The following is a 21,680-nucleotide window of genomic DNA, read 5'->3' as shown; positions in this document are numbered from 1 at the left end:
GCGGGTGGTTCGATGAAGGAATGGTCGACGTCGAAGTGCATCCGTGGTCGGAGGGCGACCTCGAGCTGCTCCGGCGGGCGAACACGCCCGAGCTGATGGACTGGGTCGGCGGCGTCGAGACCGACGAGCAGGTCGTCGCCCGGCACGCCCGCTACCTCGCGCTCGCGCGCGACGGCACCGGGCAGCAGTTCCGCATCACGATCCCCGGCCACCCCGAGGGCGTCGGCCTCGTCGGCTACTGGCGGCACGAGTGGCACGGCGAACCCGCGCTCGAGAGCGGCTGGTCGGTCGAGTCCGAGTACCGCGGGCAGGGCATCGCGCCCGCCGCGGTCATCGCCATGCTCGAGCACGCCCGCGCCGCCGGCGAGACGCTGCCCGTGCACGCGTACCCGAGCGTCGACAACCCGGCGTCGAACGCGGTCTGCCGCAAGGCCGGGTTCACGCTGCTCGGTGAAGAGGACTTCGAGACCGCCGGCGGCGTGCTGCGCACGAACGACTGGGTGGCGTACCTCGCCGACGGTGCGGCGTAGCCTGCAGTGGTGCGCGCGTCCCAGCTCATCACCGTCGGCGCGGTCGCCGTCGGCGGCCTCATCGGAACCGGCCTCCGCCTCGCCTTCGACCTCGCGTTCGCCCCCGCGCCCGACGAGTTCCCCGTCGAGACCCTCGTCATCAACCTCGTCGGCGCCTTCACGCTCGGCTGGCTCGTCGGCGGACTCTGGACGAGGCCGGCCACCCCCACGTGGCTCAAGGCCGGACTCGGCTCGGGCGTGCTCGGCTCGTTCACGACGCTCTCGGCGGTGATGGCCGCGGTCGTCGTGCTGACCGGCGAGGGCGAGTTCTGGCTCGGCGCCGGCTACCTCGCCGCGTCGGTCGTCGGCGGGCTCGGCCTCGCGGCGCTCGGGCTCGAACTCGGGTCGCACCTCGCGCACCGCCCGATGCCGCACGAGATCAGCGACGCCGGAGAGACCCTGTGACCGGCACGCTCAGCCCGATCGTCGTGGCGGCGGTGCTCGCAGCGGGGGCGGTGGGCGCCGTCCTGCGGTACGCCCTCTCCCGCGCCTTTCCCGTGCGCCCCGGGCACCTCCCGGGCGGCATCCTCATCGTCAACGTCGTCGGCTCAGGCATCGCCGGCGCACTCATCGGCCTCGCCGAGCGGGCCGCCCTCGACGGCGACCTCCGACTCATCCTCGTGACCGGATTCTGCGGCGGGCTCACGACGTTCAGCACGTGGAGCGTCGAGACCATCGAGCTCCTGACGGGCGGCCGCCGGCGCGCCGCGATCCTCAACGTCGTCGTGACACTCGTGCTCGGCCTGGCCGCGGCGGCGGGCATGTACCTCGCCGTCCGGTGATCGACGGCGGATGCCGCGGACGGGGTTCGGCCGCGGCATCCACCGCACCGCTCAGATCAGGGTGTCGCCCACGTAGCCGCCGGAGCGGCAGCCCGGCGGGACGGCGAAGACCGCCGACCCGATCGGCGTCGTCCACTCGTTGAGCAGGTCGAGCTCGTCGAGCCGCCGCTGGATCGGCACGAACTGCCGGTCGACGTCCGCCTGGTACGACGCGAACAACAGCCCCGCGTCGGAGATCGCGCCGTCGGCGGGCGACTCGTCGTAGTTGTACCCGCGGCGGAAGATCCGCTCCCCCGGGACGTCGCTTCGCGACCGGCGCAGGTGCGAGAAGTCCGGGATGACGGGAAACCCGACCGGAGTGAGCGCCTCGAAGTCGGGCTCGTCGTGTTCGCGGGCGCCGGTGAGCGGAGCCCCGCTGCCGAGGCGCCGGCCGACCGCCGCCTCCCTCCCCGGACGATCGACGCGATCCCACCCGTCGAGGTCCATCGCGATGCGGCGCAGCACCAGCGAGGTCCCGCCCGCCAGCCAGGCGGGATCGCCGGGCGACCAGACGAGCTCGTCGAAGTCGTCGCTGCCGGGCACCGGGTTGACGGTGCCGTCGAGCTGCCCGAAGAGATTGCGCATGGTCGTTCCGGATGCCTCGGACCCTGCCGCCCGGCGGAATCCGTGCTGCATCCAGCGCACCGTGGCGAACGAGCGCGCGTCCTTGAGCAGCATGCGAGCGGCGTGGGCGAGCGTCACGGGGTCGTCGGCGCCCAGGTGCAGCAGCAGGTCGCCGCCGCTCCACTCCGGCCGCAGCCGGTCGATGCCGAACGGCGGCAGCGGCCGCAGCCAGTCGGGCGCGGCACCGCCCGCCCGCTCGACGAGTCCGGCGCCGAAGCCGAACGTCACGGTGAGCCGCGCGGGCACGAGCGCGAGCTCGGGCTCGGTGTCGGCGAGCGGTGCGGTGCCCTGCGTGACGCGCGCGGCGTCGTCGCTCAGCACCCGCAGCATGCGCCGCAGTGCGGCGGCGTCCACGTCGGGTCGCAGGTCGAGGGCGATGAAGCGGGCGTGGGCTTGCGGCACGGTCTCGATGCCGGCCTGATGCGCGCCGTGGAAGGGCACGAGCGCGTCGCCGACCGCGGTCGCGCTCGACCCCGTCGCTCGGGCCGCCGCCTCGTCACCGCCGGCGAGCTCGCCCGCGATCGCCTGACCGCCGAGCACCGCCGCCGCCCCGGCTCCGGCCGCGGCGGCACCCCCGAGGAGGAGGTGCCGCCGCGAGAACCCGGAGCCGCCGGGTTCGCCGGCCATCAGTCCGACCCGTGCCCGTCGTCGTACTGCTCGTTCGCACCGGCGTAGTCCTTGACGGGCGCGGTGATGTCGAGCGTCGACCCGTCGTCGAACTCGAGGGTCACCGTGACCTCGTCACCGGCGAGCAGCGGCCCGCCGAGCCCCATCAGCATGACGTGGTCGCCGCCGGGTTCGAGCGCGAGCTCGTCACCCGCGGCGACGGCGAACCCGCCCTCCTTCTCGCGCATCTGCATCGCGCCGTCGGATTCGACCGTCTCGTGCAGCTCGGCGGTCTCGGCGGCATCGGTGGCCGCGCCGACGAGCACGACGTCCCGCTCGCCGTCGTTGACGACCTCGCCGAACAGTGCGGTCATGCCGTCGTCGGCGGCCTTGACCCAGGCCTCCTCGACATCGATCGACGCGGCGGCCTCGGCCGCCCGCGTCGGTCCGGCCTCCGCCTCGGCGCCGATCGGGCCGTCGGAGGCGCATCCCGACAGGAGGAGCAGCGCGGCCAGGGCCGTTCCGAGGGCAGGGGTGATCGCGGTGGTACGCATGTCGATCGTTCCCCGCCGCTCAGGCGTCGGTGTCGTCGCCCGAGCCCGAGCCCGTTCCGGCACCCGGGCCGGCGGCCTTGCGGCGCGCACCCACGATGATCGCGACGATGAGCGCGATGACGCCGAGCCCGCCCACGACGAATCCGGCGATCGCCCAGCCGTCGGGGCCGCTCTCCGCGGTGTCGTCGGCGTCGGCCTCGTCGGCGTGGTCGCCCTCGTCGCCGTGGTCGCCGTGGTCGTCCTCGTCGGCGGCCGGGGCGTCGTGCGGCGCCTCCTCGGTCCACGTGCCGGTCGCGTCGGCGCCCACGCCGAAGTCGATCGTCCCCTCGATCGGGTGTCCGTCGCTCGACACGGCACGCCAGCGCACCTGGTACTCGCCCTCGAGGTCGGAAGGCAGGGTCGCGGTGACCGTCGGTCCATCGATCGCGGGCTCGCCGACCTCGACGTCCTCACCGTGGTGGTCGACGACCTCGATCGCCGTGCCGACCTCGATGATGTCGTTCGAGAACTGCAGCGAGATCTCGGCGGGCGAGGTCTCGAGCACCTGGCCGTTCTCGGGGCTGGAGGCGACGAGCTCGTCGTGGGCGAAGGCGGCGGTGCCGCCCGTCAGCGCGAGGGCGCCGGCGAAGGTCAGTGCGGTCGACGCGACGACGGCGGCGCGAAATCGGGTCGGGGTCGTGCGGCGGGCGATGGCGGTGGTGTTCATTCGGGAGTCCTTCTCCTCATGCTCCGGACGGCATGCCTCGGCGCGTCGAACGCGGGCGCGAGGCATCCGGAGTCTTCGTGTGTTCCGCCCGAGGGCGGAGGATTCAAGCGAAGGCGGAGCGAAGGGGCGGCCCGCGGTAGCGGAGTGCGGCGAAGCGCAACCGGGACCGCAGCGCCGGCGGCACGAACACGGAGAGGTCGAGCGCACGCGCGGCGACGACCGGCGCCGGCTCGCCGGCACGGCCCGTGAGCACGAGCACGAACCGGCGGGTCGCGGCGGAGAACGCCGCCCAGACCGTGCGCTCGAAGGCGAGGAGGTAGACGATCGTGACGACCGCGGCCAGCGCGTGCCCGATGAGCATCGCTCCGCCGTGGCCGGCGTGCGCGACCGTCGAGGCGCCTGCGCTCTCGACGAAGGCCATCGTCGCGTGGTGGCCGGTGCCGCTGACCACGAACTCCCCCGACGCCGGGCCCGACCCGACGCCGAAGAGCAGGTGGAACGCGCCTTGGCTCACGCCCACGGCGAGCGCGGTGCGCACGGGCGACGTGCGCCGGCCGACGAAGGCGACCGAGGCGCCGAGCGCGACGAACGCGGCGAGCGCGAGGCCCACCGAACCGGGCGCCTCACCGCCGGCGACACCGTGCGAGAACGCCGCGAGGAAGAGGGCCACCGAGGCCGTGGCGGCGCCGCGCGCGAGCTGCGTCGCACGATTCACGTCGGGGCTCCCGGTCTCGAAGTAGGAAAAGCGCAACAACTCTAGCAAGCCCGGCTTGACTTGCGTACGCGCGGGTGTAGTGTCGACCGCCGTGACGAATGACGCAGGCGAACCGCCCGCCGAACTGAAGTCGCCGAAGCACTGGATCATCGGCGACCCCCTTCCCACGGAGAAGCTCGAGGGGCAGCTGCTCCCGAAGCGCATCGCGCTGCCCGTGTTCGCGAGCGACGCACTGTCGTCGGTCGCCTACGCGCCGCAGGAGCTCCTCATGGTGCTGACGGTCGGCGGCCTGGCGTTCCTGACCTTCGCGCCGTGGGTCGCGGCGGTCGTCGTCCTGCTCATGGCCACGGTCGCACTGAGCTACCGCCAGCTGATCCGCGCCTACCCGTCGGGGGGCGGCGACTACGAGGTCGCGCACAAGAACCTCGGTGAGAAGGCCGGACTCGTCGTCGCGTCGGCCCTGCTCGTCGACTACGTCATGACGGTCGTCGTCTCGGTCGCCGCGGGCGTCGACAACATCATCTCCGCGTTCCCCGTGCTCAACCCGTTCCGGGTCGAGCTCGCCGTCGTCTTCGTCATCATCCTCGCGGCGATCAACCTGCGCGGCGTGAGCGAGTCGGGCAAGGCCTTCGCCGTGCCGACCTACTTCTTCGCCGCGACCGTGCTGCTGCTCATCGGCACGGGGCTCGTGCAGATCGCGATGGGCAACCCGCCCGTCGCCGAGTCGTCGCAGTACGCCGTCGAGGGCGAAGACCTGACGCAGGCCGCGATCATCCTGCTGCTCCTTCGCTCCTTCGCGAGCGGCTGTTCGGCGCTCACGGGCGTCGAGGCCGTCGCGAACGGCGTGCCCGCGTTCCGCGCACCGAAGATCCGCAACGCGCAGAAGACGCTCTCGCTCATGGTCGGGCTCGCGATCGTGATGTTCATCGGCCTCACGACCCTCGCCCTCGTCTCCGGCGTGCACTACGCCGAGGACCCGTGCGACCTCATCGGCTGGAACGACTGCGAGACCGCACCGCAGCCGAGCCTCATCGCGCAGATCGCCGCCGCCGTGTTCGGCAACGACTCGATCCTCTTCTTCGTCGTCCAGGCGGCCGCCGCCCTCGTGCTGCTGCTCGCGGCCAACACCGCGTTCAACGGCTTCCCCCTGCTCGGGTCGGTGCTGGCCCGCGACGGGTACGCGCCGAAGTCGCTCTCGACCCGCGGCGACCGGCTCATCTACTCGAACGGCGTGATCATCCTCGGCCTCGCCGCGACGATCATCCTCGTCGTCTTCCAGGCGAACCTGACGCTGCTCATCCAGCTCTACATCATCGGCGTGTTCGTGTCGTTCACCCTCGGCCAGACGGGCATGGTCCGGCACTGGATCGGCCTGCTCCGCGCCGGCCGGGGCGGCGGCGCCAAGGCCGGCGCACCCGCATCGTCCGCGAAGGCGGGTCGATCGGGCCGTCCGGGCCCGGCCGACGACGACCACCGGCCGATGAGCCGCGGGGCGATCATCCGCTCGCTGTGCATCAACACGTTCGGCGCGACCCTGACCGCGGTCGTCCTCGTCGTCGTCACGATCACGAAGTTCACCCACGGCGCGTGGATGGTCTTCCTGATGATGCCGATCCTGTTCATCCTCATGATGGGCGTGCACCGGTACTACCGCGACGTCGAGAAGGAGGTCGAGGTCGACCCGACCACGACGTTCGGCGCCTCGGGCGACCACGCGATCGTGCTCGTCGGCCGCATGCAGAAGCCGACCCTGAAGGCGCTCGACTACGCCATCGCGGCGAAGCACGACTCGCTCGAGGCCGTGCACGTCTCGCTCGACGAGGCGCAGACCAAGCAGCTGAAGAAGGAATGGGTGAAGATGAACATCCACGTCAAGCTGCGCATCCTGCAGTCGCCGTACCGCGACCTCAGCCACCCGCTCATCCAGTACATCAAGCAGCATCGCGAGGAGCACGGCTCCGAGGTGGTGACGGTGTACATGCCGCAGTTCATCGTCGGCCACTGGTGGGAGAACATCCTGCACAACCACAAGGCGCGGCGCATCCGGCAGAAGCTCATGCTCGTGCACGGCGTGACGGTCGCGCTCGTGCCGTGGCTGCTCGACTCGTCCGACCTGATCTACGGCCGCCGGTCGCGCCCGCTGCCCGGCCAGGACCGCCGCGGCGAGCCGGTGCGCCCCGTGCCGCGCCGCCCGCTCGCCGAGCCGACGACCAAGCGCGGCCGGTAGTCGGCGTGGGAGCGAGCGAGTAGGCTCCCCGCATGGCGACAGGGCGAACGGATGTCCCGGTGGAGGTCTTCCTCGATTCGGTGACGCACCGCGAGCGACGGCGCGACGCCGACACGCTGCTCGCCCTGATGGAGCGGGTGACCGGCGAGACGGCGTACATGTGGGGCCCGTCGATGGTCGGGTTCGGCGAGTACCACTACCGGTACGCGAGCGGGCGCGAGGGCGATGCCCCGGCCGCCGCGTTCTCGCCCCGTAAGGCGGCATCGACGGTGTACCTGGCGACGGGCATCACGGCGCACCCCGAACTGCTCGAGCGGCTCGGTCCGCACACCACCGGGGCAGGATGCCTCTACCTGAAGGATCTCGACGACGTCGACCTCGACGTGCTCGAGGCGCTCGTCCGCGAGTCGTACGAGGCCGTCACCTCGGGCGTCTACGGCCTGCGCGCCCGCGACGGCGGCAGCGCCTAGAGCATCGCCATGATCTGGCGGGCGATCATGCGGCCCGCCCGGTTCGCGCCGATCGTCGACGCCTGCGGACCGTAGCCCGCGAGGAACACGCGCGGATCGCTCCACGCCGCCCCCTGCCCGACGGTCACGCCGCCCGACTTCTCGCGCAGCTTCAGCGGTGCGAGGTGGCGGAGCTCGGGCCGGAACCCCGTCGCCCAGATGATCGCGTCGGCGCGCGCCGACCCCTGCTGCTCGCCGTCCCAGACGACCCGGTCGCCCTCGATGCGGTCGAACATGGGCCGCGCGACGAGCAGGCCGCGATCGATGCCCGCGGCGATGCGGCGGCTCTTCGGCACGCCCGTTCCGCTCACGATCGACGGCAGCGCCCGGCCCGAACGCGCCGCCTCGTCCTGCATGGCGACGGCGGCCGACGCACCCTCGAGGTCGAGCTCCTGCCGGTCGACCCAGTCGATCGGGCGGCGCGAGACCCAGGTGAGCCCCGCTGCGACATCCTCGAGCTCGAGCATGAAGCCGATCGCGCTCGTGCCGCCGCCGACGACGACGACGTGCTGGTCGCGGAAGTCCTCGGCATCGGTGAAGTCGGAGGTGTGCAGGTGGCGTCCCTCGAACTCGCCCATGCCCGGGTAGAAGGGCACGAACGGCGACCCCCACGTTCCGGTCGCGTTGACGAGGAACTGGGTCGCGAGCTCGTGCTGCGGCACCTCGGGCGCGGTCTTCGCCTCGAACGTCTTGCGTCGCCGGCCGAAGAGGCCGCGCACCTTGAGCTCCTCGATGGGCTGCGGGCTCAGGTCTTCGTAGCGCACGAGCAGATCGGCGCCGGCGTTCGTCACCGAGCGCACGTTCATGGGGCGCCGCACGCGGAGGTCGAAGCGCTCCTCGAAGCGGCCGTAGTAGTCGGCGACGACCTCCTTCGCCGGCAGGGCCCGGTCGGCGGTGTCGAAGCTGAGCCCGAGTTCGGCCATGCCCGGCAGGTCGTTCACGCGGTGCGCGGTGCCGAGGCGCAACGACGACCAGCGATGCTGCCATGCGCCGCCGGGGCCCGGCGCGCGATCGAGCATCACGAAGTCCTCCCCCGCGACGAGCTCGAAGCGACGCAGGTAGTACGCGACCGAGAGCCCGGCTTGGCCGGCCCCGATCACGACCACCTTCACGCGTTCGGGGTTCGTCGTCACCCGACCATCTCAGCACGCCTTGCTGAGTGCTCGCAGCAAGGTGAACCCGTGCAACGGCCCGGGCTGTGGAGACCGGCGATCGGGGCGTTCGGCGGTGCTAAACTGGCGGCTGGACGAATTTCTCAAGTGAGCGCCGGGTGAAGACCATCCCACCCGGCCAGATGTCGTAAGGGGGTCACGCATGGGGCGCGGCCGTCAGAAAGCCAAGCACACCAAGGTCGCTCGGGAGCTGAAGTACTTCAGCCCGAACACCGACTACAACGCGCTTGAGCGCGAGCTCACCGGCTCGCAGCATGACGAGTACAGCGATGAGGCGTCGAAGTGGGCGGAGTACGCCGACGACGACGACAAGTACGCTGACGACGACACCTACGCCGACGACGAGCAGCGCGAACAGCGCGCCTGATCGTCGCTCGTCGAGAACGCTCCCCGCGATCCTCCGCCGCTCCCGCTGAGCGGGTCCCGGCCTTCGGCGTCCGCGTCGGGCACGATGCCGCGCCGAGCACGTCGGCCACGACGCGGGGCCGCGCCCGTCAGGCCGAGCGCACCCACTCGGCGGTCGTCTCGACGAAGCGCTCGAGCTCGTCGAGCGCGTTCGACGGCGTGATCGCGCGGAGCACGAGTTCGTCGACGGTTCCCTCGTACGCCGTGAGCGCCGCGGCGTCGCGGATCGTCGCGTCGATCGCGGCGAAGCCGAGCCGCGCGAAGTTCGCGGCGTACGCGGGGTAACGGTCGTAGGCGGCCGCCTCGCGCTCGAGCGCGGGCCCGGCCGCCGGGTCGACCGTCGTGCGCGTGTAGAGCACGCCGCGAACCGGGCGATCGCCGGCGGCCTCGTGGAGTTCGGCGGTCGTCGCGGCCGCGGCCGCCGGAGTGAGCCAGTTGAAGAGCGCGCCGTCACCGCGTTCTGCCGCGAGCCGCCGCATCTTCGGGCCGAGGGCGCCGACGATGAGCTCAGCCGCGGTCGCGTCGCGCAGGGCCGCGAGCCCGTCTTCGACGAGTCCGAGCGGTTTGGCGGCGCGCCCCGACCCGACGCCGAGCGCGAGCCTCCCGGCGGGGATGCCGTCGAGCCCGAGCGTGCCGACCGGCCGGCGGTCGAGCGGGATGACCCCGGTCGCGAGCCCGATCCGGTCGGTGACCGCCGCCGCGGTGCGCAGGCCGTCGAGCGAGTCGCCGCCCGGCAGGTCGTTGATCCACAGCGCGTGGAACCCGAGCCGCTCGATGCGCGGCGCGAGCGCGCGCACGGTCTCGAGCGGCGTGAGGCTCGTGATGCCGATCGAGACGGGCGTGCGCACGGCGTGGGCCCCGCTCAGCCCGCGTAACCGCCCACGAGGCGCACCGCGCCGCCGTCGACCCCCTTCGCGCCCTGCTCCCATCCGGCGCCCGCGGGCACGCCGCCGACGCCGACCGTGCCGACCTGCCACGCCGGCAGGCCGAGGCGGTCGAGTTCGGCGATCACGGATGCCGCGGCGTCCTGCCCGACGACGGCGAAGAATCCGATGCCGAGGTTCCAGGTGCCCTCGGTCGACTCGAGCGTCGTGCCGGCGAGTTCGTTGAGCACGCGGAACACGGGGGCGGGCGACCACGTCGAGCGGTCGACCTCGGCGAAGGAGCCGCGCGGCAGCACGCGGGCGAGGTTCGCGGCGATGCCGCCGCCGGTGACGTGCGAGAGCGAGTGCACGGCGTCGCCGTGCGGGCCCGCGAGCAGTTCGACGAGCTGGCCCGAGTAGAGGCGCGTCGGCTCGAGGAGCGCCTCGCCCCACGACGTGCCGAGCTCTGCCGAGGCATCCGTGTAGGTGATGCCCTTGCCCGCGAGGATGTGGCGCACGAGCGAGAAGCCGTTGGAGTGCAGGCCGCTCGACGCGATCGCGATGACGGCGTCGCCCGACCGCACCTTCTCGGCGCCGAGCGCCTTGTCGGCCTCGACGACGCCGACCGCCGCGCCGGCGACGTCGTAGTCGTCGGCGCCCATGAGCCCGGGGTGCTCGGCGGTCTCGCCGCCGACGAGGGCCGTGCCGGTCTCGGCGCACGCCCGCGCGATTCCGGTGACGATCGAGGCGATGCGGTCGGGCACGACCTTGCCGCACGCGATGTAGTCGGTCATGAAGAGCGGCTTCGCGCCGACCACGACGATGTCGTCGACGACCATGCCCACCAGGTCTTGACCGATGGTGTCGTGCTTGTCGAGCGCCTGGGCGATCGCGATCTTCGTGCCGACGCCGTCGGTCGAGGTCGCGAGCAGCGGGCGCGCGTAGTCCTTCGCGAAGGAGAGGTCGTAGAGGCCGGCGAAGCCGCCGACCCCGCCGAGCACGTTGGGCCCGTGGGTCTTGGCGACCGCCTCCTTCATGAGTTCGACGGCGAGGTCGCCGGCTGCGGTGTCGACTCCGGCAGCGGCGTAGGACGAGTTCGCGCTCACGAGTCAAGGGTACCGGGCCGAGTCGCTGCCGCCGACGGGCATGGGCGCGCGTAGAATTCGGGTATGCAGCCTGGGGCGGCACCATCTTGGGTGATCCGTGAGAATGCGAGTCGCCCGGTCCTCCTCGCCCTCTATCTGCGCGAGGTGCTCGCGATCTCCTCCCCCGTCGAGCTGCCCCGGCTCCGCGACGTCGGCCCGGTGGGCGAACGGCTGGAGATCGACGAGCACGACCTGCTCGAGCGGCAGTGGCGCGCGTGGTGGGCGATGACGGTCGAGCCCGAGGCGCACCCGTCGCCCGTGCCGCTCGAACTCGTCGAGGCGTTCGACACCGACGTCGCCCTGCCGGTGTCCGGCGCCGAGGTGCTCGCCCGCGCGATCGTTCCGCACGCCGAGGCCGCCCGGTCGTGGACCGAGTGGGCGCACGACACGTACCGCAACGTCTCGGCCGCACGACGCGGCGACTCGTACCGCGCGTACGCCGGCACGATCGCCGAGCACGAGCGCGAGGTCGGCCGCCGCGCGCACTCGTTCGAGCTCAACGTCGAGGTGCTGCCGCTCGCGGGCCTCGGCGTGTGGTGGATCGGCGCGATGAGCGTCGCGGTCACCGACTCCCTGCGATCGGATGCGTCGGCCTTCGACGACGCGATCCACCCGATCATCGCCGAGCTGGCGTGAGCGGGCCGTGACAGACTCGAGCGCATGAGCATCTGGTTCGGAGAGCCCTCCATCGAGTGGGCGAACTCCCGCAGCGGCGGCACCGCGATCCACACCCTCGGCATCGAGATGACCGAGCTCACCGACGAGTCACTGAAGGGCCGCATGCCCGTCGACGGCCGCACCCGCCAGCCCGGCGGCGTGCTGCACGGCGGGGCGTCCGTCGTGCTCGCCGAGACCCTCGCGAGCTGGGCCGCGAGCATGACGGTCGACCCCGCGCAGTTCTACTGCGTCGGCATGGAGATCAACGCGAACCATCTGCGCCCCATCGCCGAGGGCTGGGTCTACGGCGAGGCGCGCCCCATCACCCGCGGTCGCACGACGCAGGTCTGGGACATCCGCATCACCCAGGAGGACGGCAAGCTCGTCTGCATCTCGCGGTGCACGATGGCGGTGCTGCCGAAGCCGTCGGAGTACTGAGGGCGGTCGCGCGCAGCGCCCTCCGGGCGTCGGGGTCTCGCCCGTCCGGCCTTCCGGCCTTCCGGCCTTCCGGCCTTCCGGCCTTCCGGCCGCGACGGTCAGTCGGATGCCTCGTCGAACAGTCGCAGCGGGACGTGCACGAGGCTCACACCCGGCTCGGCGATCGCGCGCGCGACGACGTCGCCGACCTCGTCGCGGCTCGTCACCCGATGCCCGCGCGCCCCGAAGGCGTCGGCGAGCGCGGCCCAGTCGGGCTGGGCGAGCCGCACGCCGATGGGCGCGATCCCCCGGTCGGCCTCGTTCTGCTCGATCTCTCGATACCCGCCGTTGTCGACGCACACGACGGCGAGGTCGAGCCCCTGCTCGACGGCGGTCGCGAACTCCTGCACCGAGAACATGAGCGCCCCGTCTCCGAGCACGCTCACGACCGGTCGGCGCGGATCGGCGACGCGGGCACCGATCGCGGCGGGCAGGCCGTAGCCGAGGGTCGCATAGGCGGCCATGTAGAGGAAGGCGTGCGGACGGGTGCTGCGCACCGTGCTCGCCGTGCCGAGGTACGTGATCTGCGACGAGTCGCCCGACACGATCGCGTCGTGCGGGATCGCGGCGGCGATCGCCGTGGCCGCGTCGTGCGTCACCGGGGCGAACGAACGCGCCTCGACGACGCACTCGGCGCGCACGGCGTCGAGATCGGCCCAGGATGGCTCGTTCCCGCGTCCGGCGACGGACCCCGGGCCGAGCGCGTCGACGAGCCTCGCGAGCACGTCCTCGGCGTGGCCGACGAGGCCCAGGTCGGCCGGGAGGTTCTTGTCGAGCTGGCTCGCGAGCACGTCGATGCGGACGACCGTGCCCTCGGGGGCGATGACCCCGCCCCAGAGCTCCGCCTCGCCGAGCTTCGCCCCGACGACGAGCAGCGCGTCGGCGGCGTTGACGACCCGGCGGGCCGCCTCGAGCCGCAGCTCGGCACCGACCGCGAGCGGATGGCGCTCGTCGAGGGCGCCCTTGCCGTTCAGCGTCGTCACGACGGGTGCGCCGAGGCGTTCGGCGAGGGTGCGCAGGGGGCCGGTGGCGCGGGTCGAGCCGCCGCCGGCCACGATGACCGGGCGTTCGGCCGTGCCGAGCACCGCGGCCGCCGCGGCGATGAGCCCTGCGTCGCCCACGGGCCCGCCGGGGGCGGGCCGGGGCGCGAGCAGGTGCTCGTCGAGGTCGCACGCGGCTTCGAGCACGTCGAGCGGGATCTCGATGTGCACGGGCCGCGGCCGCCCCGTTCGGAACAACTCGAAGGCGTCGTGCACGGCCGCCACGGCCGCCTCGGCCGAATCCACGCGACGGCTCCACTCGGCGATCGCGCCGGCCGCACCGGTCGCGTCCTTGGTCTCGTGCAGGGTGCCGACATCGGCGAACTCGGCACCGCGCGCGACGCCGGGCGACAGCACGACGAGCGGTCGCGACTCGCAGTAGGCCGTGCCGATCGCCGAGAGCGCGTTGAGCAGGCCCGGCCCCGACGTCGTGATGACGACGCCGGGCAGCCCGGTCTGCTGCGACCAGCCGTCGGCGGCGTACCCGGCGCCCTGCTCGTGGCGGCTCGTCACCGCCCGCATGCCGAGCCTCGGCAGGTGCCGGTAGAACTCGAGGTTGTGCGTTCCGGGGATGCCGAAGACGGTGTCGACGCCGTAGCCCCTGAGGGCCGTGAGCACGGCGAGCCCCGCGTTCTCGACGGCGACCCCCGCGGCGTCGGCGGCCGCGCGCTCGAGGTCGGGCACGGCCTGCAGCACGGCGCTCACCGGGCGACCGCCGTCTCGAACGACGCCGTCGCGCCGGCGACGGGCAGGTCGTCGGTCGCGGGCGCGGCGGTGCCCGCCCGGTGGCGGAGGATGCCGTCGACCCACGTCTCGCGAACCCGGATGGACCCGATGCGCTCAGCCTCGACCTCGAACGGATCGGCGTCGAGCACCGCGAAGTCGGCCCGCTTGCCCGGTTCGAGGCTGCCGAGGTCGTCTTCGCGCCCGATCGAGCGCGCCCCCTCGATGGTGTGCCCGCGGAGTGCGGTGAGCCGGTCGATCACGAGGTCGTCGGGGCCGAGGCGGTGGCCGCGGCGCGTCACCCGGGTGACCGCCGCCTGCACGGCCTCGAGCGGGCGCGGTTCGGCGACGGGGGCGTCGGAGCTGATGGTCACGGGCACACCTGCCCGCACGAACTCGCCGAGCGGGTTGAACCGCTCGCCGGGGGTGCCGATCGCCTGTTCGACGCCCTCACCCCAGTTGTAGTAGTGCTGCGGTTGGTTGACCGGGCGGATCCCGGCACGCGACATCCGCGCGATCTGCTCGGGGGTCGGCAGTCCGCAGTGCTCGATGCGGTGGCGGGCGTCGTCGTCGGGCCGATCGGCCTGCACGGCCTCGATCGTCGAGACGACCATCTCGATCGCGGTCGGCGACTGCGCGTGCGTCGCCGTCTGCAGGCCGGCGGCATGTGCTCGTCCGACGAGCTCGCGGTACTCGTCGGGCTCGTGGTAGAGCTGGCCGGTCCGGCAGGGGTCGCCCACGTAGCCCTCGGGGAAGTAGGCCGTCCAACCGCCGAGCGTGCCGTCGGCGTAGAGCTTGACGCCCGCGAAGCTCAGCTGCGCGTTGCCGAACTGGCCGTTGAGCCCCAGTTCGAGCACGTCGTCGAGCAGGTGCGACAGCGCGTACATCGAGACGCGCACGTCGAGGGCGCCCGCCTCGGCCACGCGCAGGTAGTTGTCGAACTCGCGCTTGGACACCTGGGCGTCGCCGATCGCGGTGACGCCGCCCTCGAGGAAGTTGCGCTGCGCCGCGGCGAACTGGCGCAGGTGCTCGGCCGGCTCGTCGCCGAGGTGGAAGTTCGGGCCGTGGTGCCCGATCTTCACGCCCGAGACGCCGGTGAGCACGTTGCACGCGGCGTCCGACAGCTCGCCCGTGAGCTCGCCGTCGGCGTCGCGGAAGAACTCGCCGCCCTCGGGGTTCGGGGTGTCGCGCGTGATGCCGTTGACCTCGAAGGTGCGGCTGTTCACGACGCCGCCGTGGCCCGACGCGTTCATGAGGTACACCTCGCGATCGGTCGCGACCTCGTCGAGTTCGAACCGGGTGGGGTGGCGGCGTTCCGCGAGGTTGCGCTGCTCGTAGCCGTAGCCGCGCACGGGGTGCCCCGCCGGCATCGCGTCGGCGGCCGCCCTGAGCAGGGCGACGATCTCGGGGATGCTCGACGCCTTGGCGGGACTGCAGTCGACCCAGCTCATCATCTGGCCGAGCATGAGCGGATGCGCATGCGCGTCGACGAAGCCGGGCACGACGACCGCGTCGCCGAGGTCGTGGCGGTGCGGTTCGGCGGTCGCGAACCCGGTCGCGGCCGCGGTGCACTCCTCGAGGGTTCCGACGGCGGCGATGCGGCCGTCGACGACGAGCATCGCCTGGGCGGTGCTGGCCGCGTCGTCGAGGGTGTGGATGCGGCGTGCGGTGATGATCGCGGGCGTGAGCGCGTCGAGGGGACGGTCGAAGGTGGCGAGCTTGCGCATGGTGGACTCCCGGTGGTGCTGATCAGGGGTGGACGGCGCCGGTCAGTGCGCGGCGACGGCGGCCGCGGGCGCGTTGACCGGGCTGACCGGTCGGCCGGCAGCGGCCCATTCGATGACGTTGGCCGCCTGGCGCGCCGTGTACTCCCGGCCGGTGCGGTCGGAGCGGTACGCGATGTGCGGCGTGAGCACGACCCTGGGGTGCGTGCGGAAGGGGTGGTCGGGGGCGGGGGGCTCGGTCGCGAGCACGTCGAGGCCGGCGCCCGCGAGGCGGCCCGCCTCGAGCGCGGCGAGCAGGGCGGGCTCGTCGACGAGACCGCCGCGGCTGACGTTCACGAGGACGGCACCGGGCACGAGCCTCGCGAGGAACGCGTCGTCGACCAGTCCCGCGGTCTCGTCGGTCAGGGGCAGGTGCAGCGAGACGACGTTCGAGCGGCCGAGCAGTTCGTCGAGGCCGACCCGACGGATGCCCTCCGCCGCGAGCGCGGCACGGGTCTCGCGGTCGTCGGGCAGCACGGGGTCGGTGCCCAGGATCTCGCCGAACATCGGCCGCGCGAACTCGGCGAGGCGGCGGCCGATGCGACCGAGGCCGACGATGCCGAGCACCGATTCCGTCGTGGCCGGCGGGGCGGGGTCGGTGTCGTCGTCGAGCCGCCAGCCGCCCGCTCCCACGACGTGCTGCGCACGGGCGACGCCGCGAGCCGCGAGGGCGAGGGCGAGGGCGTGGGCCGCGACCTCGTCGGTCGCCGCCCCGAGCACGTTCGCGACCCAGATGCCGCGTTCCGAGGCCGTGTCGACGTCGACCATGTCGACGCCCATCGACAGGGTCGCGATGAGCTTCAGCCGCGGCATCCGCTCGATCATCTCGGCCGTGATCGGGGCGTACCCGACCAGGAGGGCGTCGGCGTCGGCCGCGGCCTCGACGATCTCGTCGGGGTCGCGCGTCTCGAGCCTCGCCACCTCGAAGCCGGCCCCCTCGAGCGTCGCGATGGCAGCGGCGGGGTCGAGGTCGTCGGTGTCGGTGTAGACGGCGCGCAGGGGTCGCTCAGTGGACATGGCTCAGGAACCGCTTCGTGCGCTCGTGCTTGGGGTCGTCGAAGAACGCGTCGGGCGAGGCCTGCTCGACGATGACGCCCGAGTCGAACAGGGTGACCTCGTCGGCCGCGCGGCGTGCGAACCGCACCTCGTGCGTGACGACGATCATCGTCATGCCCTCGTTCGCGAGCTGCTCCATCACCTCGAGCACCTCGCCGACGAGCTCGGGGTCGAGCGCGCTGGTCGGCTCGTCGAACAGCATCACCTGGGGGCTCAGCACGAGGGCGCGCGCGATCGCGACGCGCTGCTGCTGGCCGCCCGAGAGCTCCGACGGGTAGTGACCGTCGCGGTCGGCGAGGCCGACCCTGGTGAGCATCGCGTACGCCGTCTCGCGGGCCGCGGCGCGATCGACCTTCTGCACCTGCGTGAGGCCCACCATGACGTTCTCGAGCGCGGTCATGTGCGGGAAGAGGTTGAACCGCTGGAAGACCATGCCGATCTGGCGCCGCTCGACCGCGAGCTTGCGCTCGTGATGGTGCCGGAGCCGGCCGTCGTGCTCGGTCGAGCCGATGCGGTGGCCGTCGAGCAGGATGCCGCCCCGATCGGCCGGCTCGAGCAACGCCATGAGGCGCAGCATCGTGGACTTGCCCGAGCCGCTCGGGCCGAGCACGGCCTTCACCTGGCCCTTCGCCACGTCGAACTCGACGCCCTTCAGGACCTCGACGCCCGCGTACGACTTGTGCAGGTCGCGCACCTCGAGGGTGGGCGGCGTGACTGCGGCGCTCATGCGCGCACCTCCTTCTCGTCGCCCTCGATGCGCTCGGCCTCGACGGCGGCGATGGCGATCGTGTCGGTCGGCGCGACGACCCGGCGGAACCGGCGACGCGAGGGTCGCGAGGTCCAGGCGTAGCGACGCTCGACGCGGCTCTGGATGAACGTGATGATCGTCACGATGACGAGGTAGTAGATGATCGCGACGGCGTAGTACTCCGCGTAGCGGAACGTGATGTTCACGCCGACCTGCGCGGTCGTCAGCAGCTCGCGCAGCGAGATGACCGAGGCGAGCGACGAGTACTTGATGAGGCCGATGAACTCGTTGCCCGTCGGCGGGAGCGCGACGCGGATGGCCTGCGGCAGGATCACCTTGCGCATGACCATCGCGGGCTTCATGCCGAGCGCCCGGCCGGCGAGCGACTGGCCCTCGTCGACGCTCGCGAGCGCCGAGCGGATGATCTCGGCCATGAAGGCCGCCTCGACGAGGCCGAGGCCCACCGACGCGGCGATGAACGGCGAGTACCAGTCGGCCTGCAGGAACGGCAGCAGCTGCGGAAGGGCGTTCCACATGATGAGCAGCACGAGCAGGGCGGGGATCGCACGGAAGAACCAGGTGTAGGCGGCCGACGGGCCGCGGTACCAGGCGTTCGGCGAGGTGCGGCCGAGGGCGACGAAGAAGCCGACGACGGTCGCGATGACGAGGGCGACCGCGGCGACCGCGATCGAGAGCAGGGCGCCCCAGAGGTAGGCGGGGTTGACGAGCTGCTCGAAGAAGATGGCGGGATCGAAGATCATGGCGAGTCCTCCGGGGTCGGGGCGCTTCAGCGCCCCGACCGGATCGGGTGGGTTCTAGTAGACGTCGACGATCGTCGGCTCGAGCTCGTACTTCTCGGCGAGCTCGGCGAGCGTGCCCGCGTCGTAGAGCGACTTCAGGGTGTCGGCGACGGGCTGCGACAGCTCGGAGCCCTTCTTGGTGAAGACGCCGAACGTCGTGTCGGGCGGGAAGATCTCGCCCGCGGCGAGCTCGAGCTCGCCCTTGTTCTGCGACACCATGTAGGCGGCGCCGACGTTCGTCTCGATGAGCGCGTCGGCCTTGCCGTTCAGCACTGCGAGCACGGTCTCGGAGACCTTCGGGTACTCCTGGACCTCGATGGCGTCGGCACCGTCGGCCGTGCAGTCCTCGGAGGCCTGCTTGATGGCCGCCGCGTTGGCGGAGGCCGCCTGCGCGACGACGGTGAGCCCGCAGAGGTCCTCGATCGACTCGAGCGTCGCCGCGATCTCGGGCGGCGCGATGATCGCGGGACCGGCGTTCATGATGGGCGAGGCGTCGGCGACCTGCAGGCGCTCCTCGCTCATGTACAGGCCGCTCAGCAGGATGTCGCACTTGCCCGACTGGAGCGCGGGCATGAGGCCGTCGAAGGCGGTGACCTCGAAGTCGATGTCGACGCCCCACTCCTCGGCGATGGCCCGCGCCGCGTCGGCGTCGAAGCCGACGATCTCGCCGTCGGAGCCGTTCTCGTAGTACTCGAGCGGCGCGTACTCGGGGTCGATGCAGTTGACGAGCTTCGAGCCGTCGGCGAGGCCCGCGGGGGCGTCGCCCGAGGCGGCCGAGCCGCCGCCGTCGGAGGAGGAGCACGCGGCCAGCAGGCCGATCGTGGTCAGCGCGGCCGCGGTCGCGGCCAGGGTGCGGTGGTTCATGCGATCTCCATTGAAAGCAGGGGCGGGGGTTCCGGGGACGATTCTGACCACCACGTTCAGCGATGTCAAGCGCATGTTTTCTGCGAAAGTGACGTTTGAACGCAGATTTGAACGCACCGGTTCGCAGTTCTCGCGCATGAGTCGGTCTCTTCGTCGAATTCGACACAGAATCGTCATGCGAGGTGCGCACAATTGCGCTACGGTTTTCCGCATGGATCAGCTCACCGAACAGGCGATCTCGATGCTGCGCCGCGACGGTCGCGCCTCGTACAGCGAACTCGCGCGACGGCTCGGCACGACGCGGGCGAACATCGCGCGGCGGCTCTCGCCGCTGTTCGAGTCGGGCCGGCTGAACGTCGTCGCGGCGCTCCACCCGAGCCTGTTCGGCCTCGACGTGCTCGCCCGTCTCGGCGTCCGCGCCGAGGGGCCGATCGACCCGCTCGTCGAGGCGATCCGGGCGCTCGACGCCCCCGCCTTCATCTCCGAGATCTCGGGCGGCACGCAGATCGTGATCGAGATGCACCTCGCCGACCTCGACGAGCTGCGCCGCGACGTCACCACGATCCGGTCGATGCCCGGCGTCGTCGACGTCGACGTGCTCATCTACGAGCGACTGATCCACAGCTTCTTCCTGCTCGGCGGCGAGCCCACGATCGGGCCCGACGAGATCGACGAGATCGACCTGCGCCTCATGGAGCTGCTGCAGCTCGACGGGCGCCTCGGCTTCGCCGAGCTGGGCGACGCCGTCGGGCTCTCGCTCAGCGGCTGCCGCGCCCGCGTCCAGCGACTGGTGGACTCCGGGGCGATGCGCATCGGCGCGATCATGCAGCGCGACGACGCGCACGACGCGGGGCTCATGTTCGGGTTCGGGTTCTCGTCGGCGGGCGACCGCGACGAGCTCATCGCCCTCCTGCGGGCGCACCCCGGCACCGACTTCCTGGCCAGCGCGATCGGGCGGTACGAGCTGCTCGCGACGGTCGTGTTCACCTCGGTCCGCGAGTTCCGCGAGCTCCTCGAGGCCGTGCGCGCGGTCGCGGGGGTCGGGGTCGTCGAGCAATGGCTGCACATCCGCGTGCGCGAGGAGCGCTACCACCACAGCCTTCGGCGCATCCGCCACGCGCGGGCCTCGCTCGGCTGAGCCGGCCGCACCACCGCGAGCGGGATGCCTCGGCCCGGGCCGCCGCGTGATTCAGCCCCTCGCGGGCGCGGCAGGACGCACGGCCTCGACCGAAGCGATCACCGCCGCGATGGCGCGATCGAACCGATGCTCGGGCGGGGCCCCGTAGCCGACGACCATGGTCGGCGGACGGGAGGCGGCGGTCGCGGCATCCGCGGCGTACGAGGCGAGCCCGCCGTAGCGCAGGCCGATCGCGGCGGCCGCGCGTTCGACGGCCGACTCGGCGATGCCGGGCGGCAGTTCGAGCAGGCAGTGCAGGCCCGCCTCGAGCCCGGTCACCCGCGCCCCGGGAAGGCCGTCGGCGACGAGCCGTTCGAGTCGCTCTCGTCGCGCCCGGTAGCGCAGGCGAGCGCCGCGCACCGCGCGGTCGTAGTCGCCGGCCGCGACGAGCGCGGCGAGCGCGAGTTGCGACAGCGCGTCGGTCGCCGCGCCGCTCAGCCGGCGTTGTTCGAGCACCGCGTCGCGCAGCGATGACGGCACGACGCCCCAGCCGATCCCGAGCGCGGGCGCGAGCGCCTTGCTGGCCGTCCCGCCGTAGACGGTCCGCGCGGGGTCGAGCGCCTGGAAGGCCCCGATCGCCCGGCCGTCGAAGCGGAATTCGCCGTCGTAGTCGTCTTCGATCACGATCGCACCGGAGTCGCGCGCCCATTCGGCGAGCGCCGACCGTCGAGCCGCCGAGAGCGGCACCCCGGTCGGGAACTGGTGCGCGGGCGTCACGAGCGCGGCGTCGACGGCGACACCGGCGAGCCGGTCGACGACGAGTCCGTCGGCGTCGACCGGGATCGGCACGGGCTCGAGCCCGGCTGCGGCGAGCACGTCGCGGTGCGACGCGTGGCCGTAGGCCTCGACGGCGATGCGCCGACCGCCCCGGGCGGCGACGGCCCTCGCGACGAGGGAGAGCAGGTCGCCGAATCCGTGCGTGACGACGACGTCGTCGGCGCCGCCCACGACCCCGCGCGTACGCGCCAGGTACTCGGCGAGCGCGGCGCGCAGTTCGGTCGTGCCGTCGAGCGCGCCGTACGCGAAGGCCGCCGCGGGCGCCGAGGCGAGCGACCGCGCCACGGCGCGACCCCACGCCGAGCGGGCGAAGGCCGAGGCATCCGGCAGGCCGCCGCGCAGGTCGAGGTCGAACCGGGTCGATCGATCGATGCGCGCGCCCGGAGCGGGTTCCGGCACCTCGCGCACCCAGGTGCCCGAGCCGACCCGCGCTTCGAGCCGCCCCTCGCCGACGAGACGGGCGTACACCTCGGCGACGCTGTTGCGGGCGAGGCCGAGGTCGGCGGCGAGTGCACGACTCGGCGGCAGTCGCGTGCCTGGCGCGAGTCGCCCGTCGGTGACGGCCGCGCGGAGGGCGCTCTCGAGCGACGCGACCTTGCGCCGCGGGTCGAGCTCGAGGTGGAGATCCAATCCGGAATTGGCCCAGTCGCGTGCCATGCCATTGGACGTTACCAGCGGGAGC

At 72.5% G+C, this 21,680-nt stretch carries 23 protein-coding genes; 9 read left to right on the top strand and 14 right to left on the bottom strand.

From position 1 onward, the window contains the following. Window positions 1-20: 20 nt before the first annotated feature. Genes AC3RJ7_RS00980 through crcB form a run of 3 tightly spaced genes read left to right on the top strand, consistent with a single transcriptional unit; the run spans window position 21 to window position 1,351 of the window. The gene (locus tag AC3RJ7_RS00980; protein ID WP_491453992.1) at window positions 21-530 is read left to right on the top strand and encodes a GNAT family N-acetyltransferase; all 510 of its coding nucleotides are present in this window, start codon (window positions 21-23) and stop codon (window positions 528-530) included. 9 nt (window positions 531-539) lie between these two features. Then, window positions 540-974 (top strand): fluoride efflux transporter FluC, encoded by a 435-nt coding sequence (locus tag AC3RJ7_RS00975; RefSeq protein ID WP_491453991.1) that lies wholly within the window; start codon window positions 540-542, stop codon window positions 972-974. Further along, a complete protein-coding gene (gene crcB / locus AC3RJ7_RS00970; RefSeq protein ID WP_491453990.1) occupies window positions 971-1,351 on the top strand; it encodes a fluoride efflux transporter CrcB in 381 nt (126 codons plus the stop codon). The genes AC3RJ7_RS00975 and crcB overlap by 4 nt, the downstream gene beginning before the upstream one ends. 51 nt (window positions 1,352-1,402) lie before the next feature. On the opposite strand, the gene AC3RJ7_RS00965 is transcribed toward crcB, so the two are convergent. The 4 genes from AC3RJ7_RS00965 to AC3RJ7_RS00950 all read right to left on the bottom strand — a co-directional run bounded on the left by AC3RJ7_RS00965 (window position 1,403) and on the right by AC3RJ7_RS00950 (window position 4,595). After that, window positions 1,403-2,641 (bottom strand): Dyp-type peroxidase, encoded by a 1,239-nt coding sequence (locus AC3RJ7_RS00965; protein WP_491453989.1) that lies wholly within the window; start codon window positions 2,639-2,641, stop codon window positions 1,403-1,405. Next, the gene (locus tag AC3RJ7_RS00960) at window positions 2,641-3,174 is read right to left on the bottom strand and encodes a copper chaperone PCu(A)C (protein ID WP_491453988.1); all 534 of its coding nucleotides are present in this window, start codon (window positions 3,172-3,174) and stop codon (window positions 2,641-2,643) included. Before AC3RJ7_RS00960 ends, AC3RJ7_RS00965 begins: the two co-directional genes overlap by 1 nt. A 19-nt stretch (window positions 3,175-3,193) precedes the next feature. Further along, entirely contained in the window at window positions 3,194-3,880 is a 687-nt protein-coding gene (locus AC3RJ7_RS00955) for a copper resistance CopC family protein (protein ID WP_491453987.1), read from the bottom strand. 103 nt (window positions 3,881-3,983) lie between these two features. Further along, on the bottom strand, window positions 3,984-4,595 hold the full coding sequence (locus AC3RJ7_RS00950) for a hypothetical protein (protein WP_491453986.1): 612 nt from the start codon (window positions 4,593-4,595) through the stop codon (window positions 3,984-3,986). A 91-nt stretch (window positions 4,596-4,686) separates the two neighbouring features. On the opposite strand from AC3RJ7_RS00950, the gene AC3RJ7_RS00945 reads away from it, so the two are divergent. Then, complete coding sequence (locus tag AC3RJ7_RS00945; protein ID WP_491453985.1) at window positions 4,687-6,822, top strand: APC family permease; 2,136 nt, start codon at window positions 4,687-4,689, stop codon at window positions 6,820-6,822. Between the two features lie 32 nt (window positions 6,823-6,854). Continuing rightward, a complete protein-coding gene (locus AC3RJ7_RS00940; RefSeq protein WP_491453984.1) occupies window positions 6,855-7,292 on the top strand; it encodes a DUF1801 domain-containing protein in 438 nt (145 codons plus the stop codon). Here AC3RJ7_RS00940 and AC3RJ7_RS00935 read toward each other — a convergent pair. After that, the gene (locus AC3RJ7_RS00935; RefSeq protein ID WP_491453983.1) at window positions 7,289-8,464 is read right to left on the bottom strand and encodes an NAD(P)-binding domain-containing protein; all 1,176 of its coding nucleotides are present in this window, start codon (window positions 8,462-8,464) and stop codon (window positions 7,289-7,291) included. The two genes, AC3RJ7_RS00940 and AC3RJ7_RS00935, sit on opposite strands and share 4 nt — an antisense overlap. Before the next feature lie 181 nt (window positions 8,465-8,645). Here AC3RJ7_RS00935 and AC3RJ7_RS00930 point away from each other — a divergent pair, with 181 nt between their 5' ends. Beyond that, window positions 8,646-8,870 (top strand): DUF3073 domain-containing protein, encoded by a 225-nt coding sequence (locus AC3RJ7_RS00930; RefSeq protein ID WP_491453982.1) that lies wholly within the window; start codon window positions 8,646-8,648, stop codon window positions 8,868-8,870. A gap of 127 nt (window positions 8,871-8,997) precedes the next feature. Here the strand turns inward: AC3RJ7_RS00930 and AC3RJ7_RS00925 are convergent, their stop codons facing one another. Continuing rightward, the gene (locus AC3RJ7_RS00925; RefSeq protein ID WP_491453981.1) at window positions 8,998-9,756 is read right to left on the bottom strand and encodes an LLM class flavin-dependent oxidoreductase; all 759 of its coding nucleotides are present in this window, start codon (window positions 9,754-9,756) and stop codon (window positions 8,998-9,000) included. A 14-nt stretch (window positions 9,757-9,770) separates the two neighbouring features. Next, on the bottom strand, window positions 9,771-10,877 hold the full coding sequence (purM, locus tag AC3RJ7_RS00920) for a phosphoribosylformylglycinamidine cyclo-ligase (RefSeq protein WP_491453980.1): 1,107 nt from the start codon (window positions 10,875-10,877) through the stop codon (window positions 9,771-9,773). A 90-nt stretch (window positions 10,878-10,967) separates the two neighbouring features. On the opposite strand from purM, the gene AC3RJ7_RS00915 reads away from it, so the two are divergent. After that, entirely contained in the window at window positions 10,968-11,552 is a 585-nt protein-coding gene (locus tag AC3RJ7_RS00915; protein WP_491453979.1) for a zinc-binding alcohol dehydrogenase, read from the top strand. Window positions 11,553-11,576: 24 nt separating this feature from the next. Beyond that, complete coding sequence (locus AC3RJ7_RS00910) at window positions 11,577-12,011, top strand: PaaI family thioesterase (RefSeq protein ID WP_491453978.1); 435 nt, start codon at window positions 11,577-11,579, stop codon at window positions 12,009-12,011. Window positions 12,012-12,109: 98 nt separating this feature from the next. On the opposite strand, the gene AC3RJ7_RS00905 is transcribed toward AC3RJ7_RS00910, so the two are convergent. From AC3RJ7_RS00905 to AC3RJ7_RS00880, 6 genes are read right to left on the bottom strand one after another with little or no spacing between them, the layout of a single operon-like run. After that, entirely contained in the window at window positions 12,110-13,795 is a 1,686-nt protein-coding gene (locus AC3RJ7_RS00905) for a thiamine pyrophosphate-binding protein (protein WP_491453977.1), read from the bottom strand. Further along, window positions 13,792-15,540, bottom strand: coding sequence for an amidohydrolase (locus AC3RJ7_RS00900; protein WP_491453976.1), 1,749 nt, complete (start codon window positions 15,538-15,540; stop codon window positions 13,792-13,794). Before AC3RJ7_RS00900 ends, AC3RJ7_RS00905 begins: the two co-directional genes overlap by 4 nt. 42 nt (window positions 15,541-15,582) lie before the next feature. Further along, on the bottom strand, window positions 15,583-16,593 hold the full coding sequence (locus tag AC3RJ7_RS00895; protein WP_491453975.1) for a C-terminal binding protein: 1,011 nt from the start codon (window positions 16,591-16,593) through the stop codon (window positions 15,583-15,585). Further along, window positions 16,583-17,359, bottom strand: a complete 777-nt coding sequence (locus AC3RJ7_RS00890; protein WP_491453974.1) for an amino acid ABC transporter ATP-binding protein — start codon at window positions 17,357-17,359, stop codon at window positions 16,583-16,585. Before AC3RJ7_RS00890 ends, AC3RJ7_RS00895 begins: the two co-directional genes overlap by 11 nt. Beyond that, window positions 17,356-18,141: an amino acid ABC transporter permease gene (locus tag AC3RJ7_RS00885; RefSeq protein ID WP_491453973.1), complete on the bottom strand. Its 786-nt coding sequence runs from the start codon at window positions 18,139-18,141 to the stop codon at window positions 17,356-17,358. The genes AC3RJ7_RS00890 and AC3RJ7_RS00885 overlap by 4 nt, the downstream gene beginning before the upstream one ends. Before the next feature lie 54 nt (window positions 18,142-18,195). After that, window positions 18,196-19,044, bottom strand: coding sequence for a transporter substrate-binding domain-containing protein (locus tag AC3RJ7_RS00880; RefSeq protein ID WP_491453972.1), 849 nt, complete (start codon window positions 19,042-19,044; stop codon window positions 18,196-18,198). Between the two features lie 211 nt (window positions 19,045-19,255). Here AC3RJ7_RS00880 and AC3RJ7_RS00875 point away from each other — a divergent pair, with 211 nt between their 5' ends. After that, window positions 19,256-20,182: an Lrp/AsnC family transcriptional regulator gene (locus AC3RJ7_RS00875; RefSeq protein WP_491453971.1), complete on the top strand. Its 927-nt coding sequence runs from the start codon at window positions 19,256-19,258 to the stop codon at window positions 20,180-20,182. Window positions 20,183-20,233: 51 nt separating this feature from the next. Here the strand turns inward: AC3RJ7_RS00875 and pdxR are convergent, their stop codons facing one another. After that, window positions 20,234-21,628 (bottom strand): MocR-like pyridoxine biosynthesis transcription factor PdxR, encoded by a 1,395-nt coding sequence (gene pdxR, locus AC3RJ7_RS00870; RefSeq protein ID WP_491453970.1) that lies wholly within the window; start codon window positions 21,626-21,628, stop codon window positions 20,234-20,236. Between the last annotated feature and the right edge of the window lie 52 nt (window positions 21,629-21,680).

This window comes from Agromyces solani (assembly GCF_058349925.1).
The sequence above is the reverse complement of the archived record's forward strand: the minus strand, read 5'-3'. Positions and strand labels throughout refer to the sequence as shown.